Source organism: Streptomyces sp. NPDC041124, from assembly GCF_055592385.1.
This window is the reverse complement of sequence record NZ_JBVIYR010000014.1, coordinates 142,819-157,619: the sequence shown is the minus strand read 5'-3', so window position 1 is coordinate 157,619 and position 14,801 is coordinate 142,819. Positions and strand designations below refer to the sequence as shown.

15 protein-coding genes are annotated in these 14,801 nt (G+C 71.4%); 4 read left to right on the top strand and 11 right to left on the bottom strand.

What is annotated here, in order from left to right; genetic code table 11:
* Positions 1-52: 52 nt before the first annotated feature.
* Together ACZ6A9_RS30725 and ACZ6A9_RS30720 are read left to right on the top strand one after the other, a co-directional pair.
* Positions 53-904, top strand: coding sequence for an SCO4651 family lipoprotein (locus ACZ6A9_RS30725; protein ID WP_468992226.1), 852 nt, complete (start codon positions 53-55; stop codon positions 902-904).
* Positions 905-1,000: 96 nt separating this feature from the next.
* Complete coding sequence (locus ACZ6A9_RS30720) at positions 1,001-1,180, top strand: hypothetical protein (protein ID WP_468992224.1); 180 nt, start codon at positions 1,001-1,003, stop codon at positions 1,178-1,180.
* Positions 1,181-1,188: 8 nt separating this feature from the next.
* On the opposite strand, the gene ACZ6A9_RS30715 is transcribed toward ACZ6A9_RS30720, so the two are convergent.
* Complete coding sequence (locus ACZ6A9_RS30715) at positions 1,189-1,539, bottom strand: metal-sensitive transcriptional regulator (protein ID WP_468992221.1); 351 nt, start codon at positions 1,537-1,539, stop codon at positions 1,189-1,191.
* A gap of 239 nt (positions 1,540-1,778) precedes the next feature.
* On the opposite strand from ACZ6A9_RS30715, the gene ACZ6A9_RS30710 reads away from it, so the two are divergent.
* Both ACZ6A9_RS30710 and ACZ6A9_RS30705 read left to right on the top strand, forming a co-directional pair.
* Positions 1,779-2,399, top strand: a complete 621-nt coding sequence (locus tag ACZ6A9_RS30710) for a DUF47 domain-containing protein (RefSeq protein ID WP_037930976.1) — start codon at positions 1,779-1,781, stop codon at positions 2,397-2,399.
* A gap of 7 nt (positions 2,400-2,406) precedes the next feature.
* Entirely contained in the window at positions 2,407-3,405 is a 999-nt protein-coding gene (locus ACZ6A9_RS30705; protein ID WP_468992218.1) for an inorganic phosphate transporter, read from the top strand.
* 409 nt (positions 3,406-3,814) lie between these two features.
* Here the strand turns inward: ACZ6A9_RS30705 and pstB are convergent, their stop codons facing one another.
* From pstB to ACZ6A9_RS30655, 10 genes are all read right to left on the bottom strand, one after another.
* On the bottom strand, positions 3,815-4,591 hold the full coding sequence (gene pstB / locus ACZ6A9_RS30700) for a phosphate ABC transporter ATP-binding protein PstB (protein WP_228969749.1): 777 nt from the start codon (positions 4,589-4,591) through the stop codon (positions 3,815-3,817).
* Positions 4,592-4,625: 34 nt separating this feature from the next.
* Entirely contained in the window at positions 4,626-5,687 is a 1,062-nt protein-coding gene (gene pstA / locus ACZ6A9_RS30695) for a phosphate ABC transporter permease PstA (protein WP_468992214.1), read from the bottom strand.
* Positions 5,684-6,691 (bottom strand): phosphate ABC transporter permease subunit PstC, encoded by a 1,008-nt coding sequence (gene pstC / locus ACZ6A9_RS30690; protein WP_468992211.1) that lies wholly within the window; start codon positions 6,689-6,691, stop codon positions 5,684-5,686. Before pstC ends, pstA begins: the two co-directional genes overlap by 4 nt.
* A gap of 132 nt (positions 6,692-6,823) precedes the next feature.
* Positions 6,824-7,954 carry a phosphate ABC transporter substrate-binding protein PstS gene (pstS, locus tag ACZ6A9_RS30685; RefSeq protein WP_468992208.1) on the bottom strand — a complete coding sequence of 377 codons (1,131 nt, stop codon included), beginning with the start codon at positions 7,952-7,954 and terminating at the stop codon, positions 6,824-6,826.
* A 222-nt stretch (positions 7,955-8,176) separates the two neighbouring features.
* Positions 8,177-8,611 (bottom strand): NUDIX hydrolase, encoded by a 435-nt coding sequence (locus tag ACZ6A9_RS30680; protein WP_468992205.1) that lies wholly within the window; start codon positions 8,609-8,611, stop codon positions 8,177-8,179.
* Between the two features lie 11 nt (positions 8,612-8,622).
* On the bottom strand, positions 8,623-9,795 hold the full coding sequence (locus ACZ6A9_RS30675) for a CHAD domain-containing protein (RefSeq protein ID WP_468992202.1): 1,173 nt from the start codon (positions 9,793-9,795) through the stop codon (positions 8,623-8,625).
* A complete protein-coding gene (locus tag ACZ6A9_RS30670) occupies positions 9,776-12,142 on the bottom strand; it encodes an RNA degradosome polyphosphate kinase (protein ID WP_468992200.1) in 2,367 nt (788 codons plus the stop codon). Before ACZ6A9_RS30670 ends, ACZ6A9_RS30675 begins: the two co-directional genes overlap by 20 nt.
* A gap of 231 nt (positions 12,143-12,373) precedes the next feature.
* Positions 12,374-13,372 carry an ABC transporter permease gene (locus ACZ6A9_RS30665; RefSeq protein ID WP_468992197.1) on the bottom strand — a complete coding sequence of 333 codons (999 nt, stop codon included), beginning with the start codon at positions 13,370-13,372 and terminating at the stop codon, positions 12,374-12,376.
* Positions 13,369-14,259, bottom strand: coding sequence for an ABC transporter ATP-binding protein (locus ACZ6A9_RS30660; RefSeq protein ID WP_468992195.1), 891 nt, complete (start codon positions 14,257-14,259; stop codon positions 13,369-13,371). Before ACZ6A9_RS30660 ends, ACZ6A9_RS30665 begins: the two co-directional genes overlap by 4 nt.
* Positions 14,256-14,681 (bottom strand): GntR family transcriptional regulator, encoded by a 426-nt coding sequence (locus tag ACZ6A9_RS30655; RefSeq protein WP_468992192.1) that lies wholly within the window; start codon positions 14,679-14,681, stop codon positions 14,256-14,258. The genes ACZ6A9_RS30660 and ACZ6A9_RS30655 overlap by 4 nt, the downstream gene beginning before the upstream one ends.
* Positions 14,682-14,801 lie beyond the last annotated feature (120 nt).

Genomic DNA, 14,801 nt, shown 5'->3' with positions numbered 1-14,801 from the left:
TCGTTAACCGGGGAAAGACGGCCCGTGTCGGACACAGCGGGGGTAGGCGGCCATGGCAGGACGAGAACCGCGACGCCGGCGGACCGGTGGTTCCGCCGCCGCTCTCGCAGCCGCCGGGTGTCTGGCGCTCGGTGCCCTCGCGGGGTGCGGCAGCAGCGGGGCCGCGACCGGCGGTCCGACCGGTGGCCCGGCGGCCGTGGCGGTGGTGCGCGAGGCGGCGGACGCGCTCGTCGAGGCGGGCAGCTCCAAGGCGCGCACGTCCCTGGAGATGGCCACCGGGGGGACCCGGGTCACCATCAGGGGCGAGGGGGTCTACGACTACCGCAACCGGCTCGGCCGGCTGAAGGTGCTGCTGCCGCAGGACCCGTCGGGGGAGACCGTGCGGCGGCCGATCACCGAGCTGCTCGCCCCCGGGGCCCTGTTCATGAAGAACCGGGGGGCCGGAGTGCCCGCCGACAAGTGGGTGAGGGTGGACACCGGGACACTCACCGACGGGAACCTCGTCACCGGCGGTGCCACCGATCCGTTCACCGCAGCCGAGGTGCTGCGCGGGACGCGGTCGGTGACGTTCGTCGGGCGGACCGAGGTCGCGGGGGCGAAGGTGCGCCACTACCGGGGGACCGCCGACCTGGAGGAGGCCTCGCGGGTGGCCTCCGAGGCGAACCGGGGGACGCTGGGCGCGGCGGCGAAAGGGTTCGCCACCGCGCGGGTGCCGTTCGACGTGTACCTCGACGACCAGGGGCGGATCCGCAAGGTCCGGCACCGGTTCAGCTTCGTCAACGGACGTCAGGCCGAGCCCGTCGCGGTCGCCTCGACGACCCTGCTGTACGACTTCGGGATCCCCACCGACGTACGGCTCCCGGAGGCCGGGGACATCTACGCCGGCCGGATCGCGGAGGAGTGAGCGGTCCGGAGTGACCGGCGCGAACTAGCCCTTCCGTGCCATGCGCGGTGCGTGGGGCCCTCCCTACTCTAGGAAGTCGGTGACGACTGAGGAGAGGTGAGGCGCGTGGCTCCGCTCGGGGGCGGGACGGTGCAGGACCACGTGGCGCTCGCCGAGATCGAACTGTGCGGGGAGCTGATCATCGCCGCCTCCGCCGCCGAGGACCGGCTCAGCCTGGAGAGCATCGACGAGGTGCTGCGGGTGGGCGAGACCCGCGCGGAGCCCGGCCACGACTGACCACGCGGTCAGGTGCGGAGCATGCGGGCGATGGCCTGGGTGGCCTCCTTGACCTTCGCGTCGATCTCGTCCCCGCCCTTGACGGCCGCGTCCGCGACACAGTGGCGCAGGTGCTCCTCCAGCAGTTGCAGCGCGAACGACTGCAGGGCCTTGGTGGAGGCGGACACCTGGGTGAGTATGTCGATGCAGTAGACGTCCTCGTCGACCATGCGCTGGAGCCCGCGGATCTGGCCCTCGATACGGCGCAGCCGCTTGAGGTGTTCCTGCTTCTGGTCGTGATAGCCGTGAATTCCCCGGTCGTGATCGGTCACGATCTCGGGGGTGGAGGCCGCGTCCGCGCCGGTTCCGGTGGTCGTCATCGCGTCCTCCTGTGGTGATGATGGCCGAGATATACCCCTGGTGGGTATATGGTACCGAACTTTCCCGGGTAGGGGCCTGGTGGCCGATGACAGGCGCTGCGGCCGGATACGGGCCTCGGACCGCCCCTGTGCTCATCACTGTGCCTGATGGGCGACACTGGAGGGCGGCCCGTTACACGTGGCCGGATGATGCGCCTAGCATCAGCCTGACCGACACCGATGCAGACCGAGGACCCCACGTGCGCTTTCGTCTGACCCCCAGGGAGACGAGCTTCTACGACATGTTCGCCGCGTCCGCGGACAACATTGTCACGGGCTCCAAGCTCCTGATGGAACTGCTCGGGGCGGACACCTCCGCCCGGGCCGAGATCGCAGAGCGTATGCGGGCCGCGGAACACGCCGGTGACGACGCCACACACGCGATCTTCCACCAGCTGAACTCCTCGTTCATCACGCCCTTCGACCGCGAGGACATCTACGCCCTCGCGTCGTCCCTCGACGACATCATGGACTTCATGGAGGAGGCCGTCGACCTCGTCGTCCTCTACAACGTCGAGGAACTGCCCAAAGGCGTCGAGCAGCAGATCGAGGTGCTGGCGCGCGCCGCGGAGCTCACCGCGGAGGCCATGCCGCACCTGCGCACCATGGAGAACCTCACCGAGTACTGGATCGAGGTCAACCGCCTGGAGAACCAGGCAGACCAGATCCACCGCAAGCTGCTGGCCCACCTCTTCAACGGCAAGTACGACGCCATCGAGGTGCTGAAGCTCAAGCAGATCGTGGACGTACTGGAGGAGGCGGCGGACGCCTTCGAGCACGTGGCGAACACGGTGGAGACCATCGCCGTCAAGGAGTCCTGAGCTCTACATGGACACCTTCGCACTGGTCGTGACCATCGGGGTCGCGCTCTTCTTCACGTACACCAACGGATTCCACGACTCGGCGAACGCGATCGCCACGTCCGTCTCCACGCGCGCGCTGACGCCTCGGGTCGCGCTCGCGATGGCGGCCGTGATGAACCTGGCCGGCGCCTTCATGGGGTCCGGGGTCGCCAAGACCGTCAGCGAGGGGGTGATCCAGACACCCGAAGGGTCCACGGGGATGGGGATCCTCTTCGCCGCGCTGGTCGGGGCGATCGTCTGGAACCTGATCACCTGGTACTTCGGGCTGCCCTCGTCCTCGTCCCACGCACTGTTCGGCGGCATGGTGGGCGCGGCGCTCGCCGGTGGCACGACGGTGTACTGGAACGGGGTGCTCGACAAGATCGTCATTCCGATGTTCGTGTCGCCGGTCGTGGGTCTGATCGCCGGGTATCTGGTGATGACCGCGATCATGTGGATCTTCCGGCGGTCGAACCCGCACAAGGCGAAGCGGGGCTTCCGTATCGCGCAGACGGTGTCCGCGGCGGGAATGGCGCTGGGGCACGGTCTTCAGGACGCGCAGAAGACGATGGGCATCGTGGTGATGGCGCTGGTCATCGCGGATGTCGAGGAATACGGCGATCCGATTCCGGTGTGGGTGAAGATCGCCTGTGCGGTGATGCTGTCCGCGGGGACGTACGCGGGCGGCTGGCGCATCATGCGGACGCTGGGGCGGAAGATCATCGAGCTGGATCCGCCGCAGGGGTTCGCGGCGGAGACGACGGGTGCGTCGATCATGTTCGGGTCGGCGTTCCTGTTCCACGCGCCGATCTCCACCACGCATGTGATCACTTCGGCGATCATGGGTGTGGGGGCGACGAAGCGGGTCAACGCGGTGCGGTGGGGGGTGGCCAAGAACATCGTTCTCGGGTGGTTCATCACGATGCCTGCGGCTGGTGCTGTCGCCGCGTTGTGCTACGGGGTCGTGTACCTGGTGTTCTTGTAGCGGGGCCGGTTCGCTGCCCGGTGTTGTGGCTGGGCGGGGGGTGTTGCGCGGCCCGGCGTTCGCGGGGTGCCGTCGCGCCCACCCGTGCCGCCCTGCGGCACGATTGCCCGCGGAGAGCGGTGGTGCGGTTGCCCGCGGAGAGCGGTGGCACGATTGCCCGCGGAGAGCGGTGGTGCGGTTGCCCGCGGGAGAGCGGTGGCACGGATGCCCGCGGGAGAGCGGTGGCACGGATGCCCGCGGGAGAGCGGTGGTGCGGTTGCCCGCGGGAGAGCGGTGGTGCGGTTGCCCGCGGAGAGCGGTGGTGCGGTTGCCCGTGGAGGGCGCGATACGTGGAAGGGCCCGCCCCCGGTAGGGGGCGGGCCCTTCGGCCTCGCGGTGGCACCGCCATGCAGCACCGCGAGGGGATCGGTCAGCCGAAGCGGCCGGAGATGTAGTCCTCGGTGGCCTGGACCGACGGGTTGGAGAAGATGCGCTCCGTGTCGTCGAGCTCGATCAGCTTGCCGGGCTGGCCGACCGCGGCCAGGTTGAAGAACGCGGTGCGGTCGGAGACGCGGGCCGCCTGCTGCATGTTGTGCGTCACGATGACGATCGTGAACTGCTCCTTCAGCTCGCCGATCAGGTCCTCGATGGCGAGGGTGGAGATCGGGTCCAGGGCGGAGCAGGGCTCGTCCATCAGCAGCACGTTCGGCTCGACGGCGATGGCGCGGGCGATGCACAGCCGCTGCTGCTGACCGCCGGAGAGGCCCGAGCCGGGCTTGTTGAGGCGGTCCTTCACCTCGTTCCAGAGGTTGGCGCCCCGCAGTGACTTCTCGACGACGTCGTCCAGCTCGGACTTCTTGTACTTGCCGTTCAGACGCAGGCCCGCCGCCACGTTGTCGTACACCGACATGGTGGGGAAGGGATTCGGGCGCTGGAAGACCATGCCGACCTCGCGCCGCACGGCCACCGGGTCGATGCCGGGGCCGTACAGGTTCTCGTCGTCGAGCATGACCTTGCCGTCGACCCGGCCGCCGGGCGTCACCTCGTGCATGCGGTTCAGGGTGCGCAGGAAGGTGGACTTGCCGCAGCCGGAGGGGCCGATGAAGGCCGTCACGGAGCGGGGCTCCACGGTCATCGAGATGTCCTCGATGGCGAGGAAGGAGCCGTAGTAGGCGTTGAGACCGCTGACGTCGATGCGCTTGGCCATGGGTATCACTTCTTCTTTCGGTTCGGGGGAGGCCTCAGCGACCGGTCTTCGGGGCCTTCCAGCGGGCGATGCCGCGGGCCACCAGGTTGAGGATCATGATGAACGCGATGAGCGTCAGGGCCGCCGCCCAGGCACGGTCGTAGGCCGCGCCGGAGCCGCCGCTGTTGGCGTACTGGAGGTAGATGTACATCGGCAGCGACGCCTGCGGGTCGGAGAACGGGTTGGTGTTGATGAAGTTCGTGACCCAGACCAGCAGCAGGACGGGGGCGGTCTCACCGGTGATGCGGGCGATCGCGAGCATCACGCCGGTGGTGATGCCGCCGATGGAGGTCGGCAGGACCACCTTCAGGATCGTGCGCCACTTCGGCACGCCGAGGGCGAGGGACGCCTCGCGCAGCTCGTTCGGGACGAGCTTGAGCATCTCCTCCGTGGAGCGGACGACCACCGGGATCATCAGGATGGACAGGGCCATCGAGCCGGCGAAGCCGGACGGGCCCATGTCCAGCATCAGGATCCACACACTGAGGACGAACAGACCGGCGACGATGGACGGGATGCCCGTCATGACGTCGACGAAGAAGGTGACGGACTTGGCGAGCCGGCCGCGGCCGTACTCGACGAGGTAGATGGCGGTGAGCACACCGATCGGCACGGAGATCAGGGTGGCGAGGCCGACCTGCTCCAGGGTGCCGACGATGGCGTGGTAGATGCCGCCGCCCGGCTCGGTGTCGGCGACCACGCCCATCGAGTGGGTGAGGAAGTAGCCGTCGAGGACCTTCACGCCGCGCTTGACCGTCTCCCAGATGAGGGAGATCAGCGGGACGAGGGCGAGGAGGAAGGCGACCCAGACCAGGCTGGTCGCGGTGCGGTCCCTGGCCTGACGGCGGCCCTCGACCTTCGCGGAGATGGCGTACGAGCCGGCGACGAACAGCACGGCCGCGATGAGCGCCCACTGGATGTCGCTGTCCAGGCCGGCCGCGGTGCTGATGCCGAGGCCCAGGACGACGGAGCCCGCGGCGACCGCCCAGGCGAACCACTTCGGCAGCGTCGCGCCGCGCAGCGAACCGGGCTTCGGGGTGAGGGTTGCGTGGCTCATGCGTTGGCCCCCGAGTACTCCTTGCGGCGGGCGATGATCAGCCGGGCCGCGCCGTTGACCAGCAGCGTGATGACGAACAGGACGAGACCGGAGGCGATCAGGGCGTCGCGGCCCATCTCGGTGGCCTCGTTGAACTTGCTGGCGATGTTCTGGGCGAAGGTGCCGCCGCCGGTGTCGAGCAGGCTGGCGTTGATGTCGAAGCTGGAGGAGAGCACCATGGCCACGGCCATCGTCTCGCCGAGCGCGCGGCCGAGGCCCAGCATCGAGGCGGAGATGACGCCGGAGCGGCCGAAGGGCAGCACCGACATGCGGATGACCTCCCAGCGCGTCGCGCCGAGCGCCAGGGCCGCCTCCTCGTGCATCCGGGGAACCTGCCGGAAGACCTCGCGGCTCACGTTGGTGATGATCGGCAGGATCATGATGGCGAGCAGGATGCCGACGGTGAACAGCGAGCGCGGGGCGCCGTCGTTCCACTCGAAGACGCCGGTCCAGCCGAGGTAGTCGTCCAGCCAGCCGTAGAGGCCCTCCAGGTGCGGGACGAGGAAGAGGGCGCCCCACAGGCCGTAGACGATGGAGGGGACGGCGGCGAGCAGGTCGATCACGTACCCGATGAGGCCGCCGAGGCGGCGCGGCGCGTAGTGCGTGATGAACAGGGCGATGCCCACCGAGACGGGGACCGCGATGACCATGGCGATGATCGACGACACGACGGTGCCGAACGCCAGGACGGCGATGCCGAACTCCGGCGGGATGCCGCTGGGGTTCCAGTCGAACGAGGTGAAGAAGTTCGCCTCGTTCTTGCTGATGGCTATGGAGGCGCGGTAGGTCAGGAAGGCCGCGATGGCGGCCATGAGGACCAGGACGAAGATGCCGGATCCGCGGGAGAGCCCGAGGAAGATCCGGTCACCGGGGCGGGTGGCCCCGCGTGCGGCGCGCTTGTCCACGGGCGCGGCCGGCCCGGGTGCGACGGGGGGTGCGGCTGGTTTCTGTGTCGTGATGTCCATCGGGTTCTCCGGTCTGCGGAGCCGTCGGGGCCGGCGGCTCGGTGGAGCCGTCCGGGGTCCGGGGGCTCCTGATGGCGGTGCACCGGACGGTGCGGACCGGCTCCGTGGTCGGGGCCGGTCCGCACTCTCGGGTCAGGCGAGGTTCGAGATGGTCTCGCGGACCTTGGTGATGATCTCCTCGGGCATCGGGGCGTAGCCCGCGTCGGCCAGCAGCGACTGACCGTCCTCGGAAGCCATGTAGTTCAGGAAGGACTTGGTGGTGGGCAGGGTCTCCGCCTTGTTGCCCTTGTCGCAGACGATCTCGTACGTCACCAGGACGATCGGGTAGGCGCCCTCGGCGGACGGGGTGTAGTCGAGCTCCAGCGCGAGGTCCTTGCCGGTGCCGACGACCTTCGCGGCGCCGATGGCGGCGGTCGCGTTCTCGACGGTGGCGGCGACCGGCTCGGTGGCCTCGGTCTTGATGGAGACGGTCTTCATGCCGTCCTTGGCGTAGGACAGCTCCATGTAGGAGATGGCGCCGGGGGTCTGCTTGACCTGCTGGGCGACACCGGAGGAGCCCTGCGCGGACTGGCCGCCCTTGGCCTCCCAGGACTTGCTGGGCTCGTACGTCCACTCCTTGGGCGCGGCGGCCTGGAGGTAGGTGGTGAAGTTGTCCGTGGTGCCGGACTCGTCCGAGCGGTGGAAGGCCTGGATCTTCTGGTCGGGGAGCTTGGCGTCGGGGTTGAGCTTGGCGATCGCCGCGTCGTTCCAGTTGGTGATCTTGCTGTCGAAGATCTTGGCGAGGGTCGGCGCGTCCAGGACGAGCTCGTCGACGCCGTCGACGTTGTAGCCGACGGCGATCGGGCCGCCGACCATGGGCAGGTCGATGGCCTGGCCGTCCTTGCAGATCTGCTGGGACTGCTTGATCTCCTCGGCGTCCATCGCGGAGTCCGAGCCGGCGAAGGCGGTCTGGCCCTGGAGGAACGCGGTGATGCCGGCGCCCGAACCGGTCGGGTTGTAGTTGACCTGCACGCCCTTGCAGGCCGCGGAGTACTGCTTCACCCAGGCGTCGATGGCGTTCTTCTGCGCGGAGGAGCCGGAGGCCGCGAGCTGGCCCTTGGCGTCACCGCAGTCGATGTTGCCGGCCTGCGTGGTGGCGGAAGCACCGTCGCCGCTCGCGTTGCCACCGGTGTCGTCGGAGCCGCACGCCGTGAGGGCCAGGGCGCCGGAGACGGCGAGAGCACCGAGAGCGAGGGCCCGCCGGTTCTTGCGCTGAAGCTTCACTTGAGTTCCTTCCAGTGGCCGCCGTCCTGAATTCGGCGGCGTGCGAAGCGGTTGATGTGGTCGCCCCTCTCTTCCTCGGGCGATCCGCATCCGGTAAGGCCGAAATTAGGCAGAACAGGTGAAGCCGCCGATGGCCGTAAATGAACGAGGGGTGAACCCCTGAGGTCGGTGCGGTGAGGTCACGGAACGCTCACGTCGAGGACACGGGGTGATACCGGACGGTCAGTGTCCCGGGCGGAGCGTGGCGAGGAGGGCGTCCACGAGGTCGGCGTCACCGGGGCGGGTGAGGTGAACGCGGGCGGCGTCCGGGGGGAGCCAGAGGAGGCGGTCGACCTCGTCGTTCGGGGTGAAGCCGCCGGATACGGCCTCGGCCGCCCAGTAGCGGACCTGTTTGGGGCGGCCGCCGGCGAGGTAGTGCGCGGTGGGCAGTTCGGCGGTGGGGACGGCGGTGTGGCCCGTCTCCTCCGCGACCTCGCGCAGCGCGCCGGCCAGCGGGTCCTCGCCGCGCTTGAGCTTGCCCTTGGGCCAGGACCAGTCGTCGTACTTGGGCCGGTGGACGAGGCACAGTTCGAGGGTGCCGGTCACGGGCGAGCGGCGCCACAGGACGCAGCCGGCGGCGCGGACGACGAGGGTGCGGTGTTTGCCGGGGGTGCCCACCGGGTGCCTCCCTAGGACGTGCCGAGGGCTTCCTTCTGCCAGGTGCGCTGGAACGCGTACCGCGCGGCCTCCACCTCATGCCGCTGGTCGGCGTGGAGCACGCCCAGCGCGTACGCCGTGGCGGGGGCGATGCGCGGGGTGCGGGCCGCCTGCGCGGCGGCGGCGGCCGCCTCGGAGGCGTCGCGGTGCCGGTCGAGCGCCTCGCCGGCGGTGAGCAGACGCGGGTCCGCGGCGGCGCCCAGCACCTCGCGGGCGTAGCGGTGCAGCCGCAGCAGGAGCCGCACCTGGTGCCAGGCGGCGTCCTGCGGGTGCGGGGAGGGGTCCGGGGAGAGCCCGTGGATCAACGCCTCCGCGTTGTACGGGCTGCCCGCGGTGAGCAGGGGCAGCGCGGTGACGGCGTCGGCGAGCCGCTCGCGGGCGGCGTCGGCCATCGGACGCAGGTCGGCGCCGTCCGCGGCGGGGGACAGCGGCACCTCGCTGGCGAGTAAGGCGACCTTGTCGGCGATCCCGTGGAACCGGGACGAACCGAGCGCCTGGAGTGCGGTGGAGTGCGCCCGGGTCCGGGCCAGGGTCAGCTGCCGGTCCAGCAGGGCACCGGCCTTGGCGGCGCCGACGGTGAGGTTTCCCCGGTCCGGGGCGGGCACGGACCGCACGGTGGGCCGGTCGGTGGCGGGGCTGGTGGCGGAGGCGGGGTCCGGCGCGGTGACGGTGACGGTCGTGACGCGCCCGGCCCGGCCGGTGGGCCCGCCCGGTGCCTCGCGTGTCCCGGCGGACGGATGGCCGGCCGGGACCGGTGCGCGGGTGGCCGTCGGCCGGGCCGGAGCCGGGAACGGGGCCGCTCCGGACAGCCGGTGCAGGGCCAGGAGGAGCTGGTTCAGGCGGGCGGTGTGGGCGTGCTCCTGGGCCAGGGTGCCGGAGACCCAGGCCAGTTCGGGCCGCAGCGCCTCCGCCCAGCCGGGGTCGAGGACCGGCTGGAAGGTGTGCAGGCCGGCGCTGATGCGGCGGGCCGCGCGGCGCAGCGCGCGGGCCGCCTCGGCGGAGTCCTCCGACGCGGCCGCGCCCGCACCGGTCTCCCGGTGCAGGCGCAGCGCGCGGAGGAACTCGGTCGCCCGGTCCCGCAGATAGCCGGCCAGGGCGTCCGCCGGGACGGGGCCGGCCGTCGGATCAGGGTGTCGCATTGCCACGCCGGCGCCTCCGGGCGTCTATGAGCATCTCCTGGACGTTGCGCAGGGGCTGGCCGTCCGCGTCCGTCGCGTGCCGGGTCCACTCACCGTCCGGGCCGAGGTGCCAGGACGCGGTGGTGTCGGACATGCCGGTCTCCAGCAGCCGGTTCAGCGCGGCACGGTGGGCGGGGTCGGTGACCCGGACCAGCGCCTCTATCCGGCGGTCGAGGTTGCGGTGCATCATGTCCGCGCTGCCCAGCCACACCTCGGGCTCCCCGCCGTTGCCGAAGGCGAAGACGCGGGAGTGTTCGAGGAAGCGGCCGAGGACGGACCGGACCCGGACGTTCTCCGACAGCCCCTCCACGCCGGGCCGGATCGCGCAGATGCCCCGCACCCAGATGTCGACCGGCACGCCCGCCTGGGACGCCCGGTAGCAGGCGTCGATGACGGCCTCGTCGACCATCGAGTTGACCTTGATGCGCACGAACGCGGGCCGCCCGGCCCGGTGGTGCTGGGCCTCCTTGTCGATCCGTGAGACCAGCCCGTCCCGCAGGGACTTGGGGGCGACGAGCAGGCGCCGGTAGGTCTCGCGGCGGGAGTAGCCGGAGAGGCGGTTGAACAGGTCGGAGAGGTCCGCGCCGACCTGCGGGTCGGCGGTGAGCACGCCGAGGTCCTCGTACAGCCGGGCCGTCTTCGGGTGGTAGTTGCCGGTGCCGACGTGGCTGTAGCGCCGTAGCGTCTCGCCTTCCTGACGGACCACCAGGGACAGCTTGCAGTGGGTCTTCAGACCGACCAGGCCATAGACGACGTGGCAGCCCGACTCCTCCAGCTTGCGCGCCCACTTGATGTTGGCGTGCTCGTCGAAGCGGGCCTTGATCTCGACCAGGACCAGGACCTGCTTGCCGGACTCGGCGGCGTCGATGAGCGCGTCGACTATCGGGGAGTCGCCGGACGTGCGGTACAGGGTCTGCTTGATGGCCAGCACGTCCGGGTCGGCCGCCGCCTGCTCCAGGAACGCCTGCACGGACGTCGAGAAGGAGTCGTAGGGGTGGTGCAGCAGCACGTCCCGGCTGCGCAGCGCGGCGAAGATGTCCGGCGGGGACGCCGACTCCACCTCCGCCAGGTCGCGGTGGGTGCCCGCGACGAACTTCGGGTACTTCAGCTCGGGCCGGTCCAGGCCGTGGATGCGGAAGAGGCCGGTGAGGTCGAGCGGGCCGGGCAGCGGGTACACCTCCGCCTCGCCGACCTTCAGCTCGCGCACCAGCAGGTCCAGCACCTCGCGGTCGATGGACTCCTCCACCTCCAGCCGCACCGGCGGCCCGAAGCGGCGCCGCATGAGCTCCTTCTCCAGCGCCTGGAGCAGGTTCTCCGCGTCGTCCTCCTCCACTTCGAGGTCCTCGTTGCGGGTGAGCCGGAACGCGTGGTGCTGGAGCACCTCCATGCCCGGGAACAGCTCCTCCAGGTGGGCCGCGATCACGTCCTCGACGGGCACGTAGCGGCCGGGGGAGCTCTCCAGGAAGCGGGACAGCAGCGGCGGCACCTTCACCCGGGCGAAGTGCCGGTGGCCGGTGACCGGGTTGCGCACCACGACGGCCAGGTTCAGCGACAGGCCGGAGATGTAGGGGAAGGGGTGCGCCGGGTCGACCGCGAGGGGGGTCAGGACGGGGAAGATCTGGTGCCGGAACAGGGTGAAGAGCCTGGCCTGCTCCTTCTCCGTCAGCTCGTTCCAGCGGACCAGGTGGATGCCCTCCTCCGCGAGTGCGGGGGCGACGTCCTCGTGGTAGCAGGCGGCGTGCCGGGCCATCAGCTCGCGGGAGCGGGCCCAGATCATCTCCAGCACCTCGCGCGGCTGGAGGCCGGAGGCGGAGCGGGTGGCGACCCCGGTGGCGATGCGGCGCTTGAGGCCGGCCACGCGCACCATGAAGAACTCGTCCAGGTTGCTGGCGAAGATCGCGAGGAAGTTCGCCCGCTCCAGGAGCGGGGTGGCGGGGTCCTCTGCCAGTTCCAGCACGCGTTCGTTGAAGGCGAGCCAGCTGCGTTCCCGGTCGAGGAAGCGGCCCTGGGGGAGCGGGGCGCCGTCGTTCGGCGCCTCCTCGTAACCGTCGAGGTCCGCGTCGATGTCGGGTTCCAGGTCGGAGACCACTCCGGCCACGGTGTGCGGGCGGTGGGCGGCGATGGAGCCCACGGAGGGCTGCGGGTGCTGTACCTGTGCCTGGGCGTTGGGCTGGCTCATGACCCCATTCTTCCGCGCCGGGGGCATCACGGGCGCGTCGGAACGCGCGGGTGGGAGCGGTGGTGGCCCTGAGGCGTCCCCGTTCCCTCCGTTCACCCGTCGGGGCGGTGCGGGCTCTGGCACGGCGGGATGCATTGGCTGAGCGTCGCAAGTCTGTCTGAATCAGCGGTTACGGAGACATGACGTGCGGGATGCCGGGCGGCGGCTCGCGGGGGTGCGGTGGGGTGGGGCGGCGTGCTTGGCGGGTGTGGCCGGTGTGGCGTGGGGTGGGGCGTGCCCGTCGGGTGGGGCGTGCGTGCCAGGTGGGGTACGTGAAGCGGCCCCGACCCGGGGGGCGGGTGGGGGCCGTGGGAGGTGGAGGGGTGGTCAGGGGGTGCGGTGGCGCAGGAGGCGGAAGGCCGCGTAGGCCAGGAGTGCGGCGAGGGCGAGGACGATGCCGGAGGCGACCAGCTGGAGCGGCCAGTAGTGGGCGGCGGGGTGGACGTCGCGGTAGAAGCTGACGGCGCCCATGTCGGACAGTGTCCTCTCGCACCCGGGCAGCATGTCGGTGAGGCAGGGGGCGGCCAGCCGGTCGCCGTCGGCGGTCAGCACGCCCTGTCCGACCCAGATGCCCTCCCCGGTCGGGCCGTCCCGCAGGCTGCTCACCCTGGTGGTCGCGGGCCACAGGTGCGGGAGGGCGGTGTGGACGGCCGCCCACAGCGCCCCGAGCGCGGCCGTGGCCACGGCGAGCGCGGCGACGGCGCGGCGCAGCACCAGCCCCGCGAGGACGCCGATGGCCAGTCCGGCCAGGGCGAGGGCCACGGGGACCGTGCCGGTGGCGTAGAAGGTGGGGTAGTGGTCCCACACCAGGGCCGTGTCGATGCGGTCCCCGGTCCCGGTCCAGGCCAGGCGGTGCAGCAGGGTGAGCAGGCCGGTCGCCGCGAGGGTCAGTACGGCCGGGAAGGCGAGCCGGGAGGCCAGCCAGCGGGCCGGGGAGACGCCCTGCGTCCAGGCGAGGCGGGCCGTGCCGGACTCCATCTCACGGCCCGTGAGCGAGCCGCCGGCCCACGCGGCGACCAGGAACGGCACGGCGAGCACGGTGTAGGTCGTGTAGGTGTACACGTCCTTGAAGCGGACGATGGCGTCCTGGTCGTACGAGCAGCGCTCGTCGAAGCCGCAGGCGTTGTACTGCTTCCAGGCCGCCGCCGAGGCGTCGGCGAGCGGACCGCCGAGCCACAGCAGCCCCGCACCGGTCAGCAGCACGAGTGCCGCGCCGGCGAGGAGGGCCGGACGGTGCAGCCGCAGGAGCCAGCGCAGCTGGCGGGGCGCGGGGGCGGGGCCGGTGGTGGTGGTCCCGGCCGGGACACTGGTCAGGGTGGCGTTCACGCGGCGGTCTCCGTGGTGTCGGGCGCCGGGGCGGGGGCGAGGGCGCCGGGGTTGCGCAGGTAGGACAGGACGAGCTCCTCCAGGGACGGCGTCCCGGTGCGCCAGTCGCCGGGCAGCGGTCCGGCCGGGCGGAGCAGCGCGCTGAGCCGGCGGCCGGTGGTGCGGGACTCCACGACCGCGTGCGGGGCCAGGTCGGTCCCCGCCGGGGCGGACACCCGGGCGTGGGCGGCCAGCAGGTCGTCGGTCTCACCGGCAAGGCGGACCCGGCCGCCGCCGATCAGCAGCAGGTGGTCGCAGGAGTCCTCCAGCTCGGCGACGACGTGCGAGGACATCACGATCGTCGTGCCGTGCTCGGCGGCCTGCCCCATCAGGACGCCCGTCAGCTCGTGCCGGGCGAGGGGGTCGAGGTCGGCCATCGGCTCGTCGAGGAGCAGCAGTTCGGGCCGTTTGCCCAGGGCCAGGGCGAGGGCGACCCGGGTGCGCTGGCCGCCGGAGAGCGAGCGGATCCGCGCCCGCGGGTCCAGGTCGCCGCCGGCCACGACCCGGTCGGCGGTGTCCGCGTCCCAGTGGCCCGGGTTGAGGTCGGCGCCCATGCGCAGCGTCTCGGCGACGGTGAGCTGCGGGTACAGGGGCTTGCCCTGGTCGACGTAGCCGACCCGGGGGCGGGCCGTCGCGGGGTCGGTGCCGAGGACGGTGACGGTGCCCTCGGTGGGGGCGAGCAGTCCGGCGGCGAGGGCGAGCAGCGTGGACTTGCCCACGCCGTTGGGGCCGACGACGGCGCAGACGCGGCCCGCGGGCAGCCGGAAGGAACAGTCGCGCAGCGCCCAGGCGGCGCGTCGGCCGAAGCGCTTGCCGAGCGCGTCCGCCTCGATGGCCGGGACGGTCATGAAGGGTCTCCCTCAGAGGTCTTCGCGGGTGCGGGGTCCGGCGTGCGCGCCGGGTAGTGCGAGGCGAGTACGGCGGTGAAGAGCGCGGCCACGTCCTCCCGCTCCAGCCCGGCGTCGCGGGCCCGGGACGCCCACTCCTCCAGTTCCGCGCGGAGCGGGGAGTCGGCGGGGGCGGCGCCCAGGGAGCGCCGTACGAAGGTGCCGAGCCCGCGCCGGGCCTCGACCAGCCCTTCGCGCTCCAGTTCGCGGTAGGCCTTCAGCACGGTGTTGGGGTTGATGGCGGTGGCTTCGACGACCTCGCGGGCCGTGGGCAGCTTGTCGCCCGGCTCCAGCAGGCCCAGGCGCAGGGCCTGCTTGGTCTGCTGCACGATCTGGACGTAGGTGGCCACGCCGGTGTGCCGGTCGATGCGGTAGTCGATCACCCGTCAACCACCCTTTCACTAATTAAGTAGTGAAAGGGTGGTGCAGGGGTGACCGGAAAGTCAAGCGATGGTCCCGAGCCCGGCGTGAACCGATCGGTGGGGCCCGCCCGATGAGGAGGC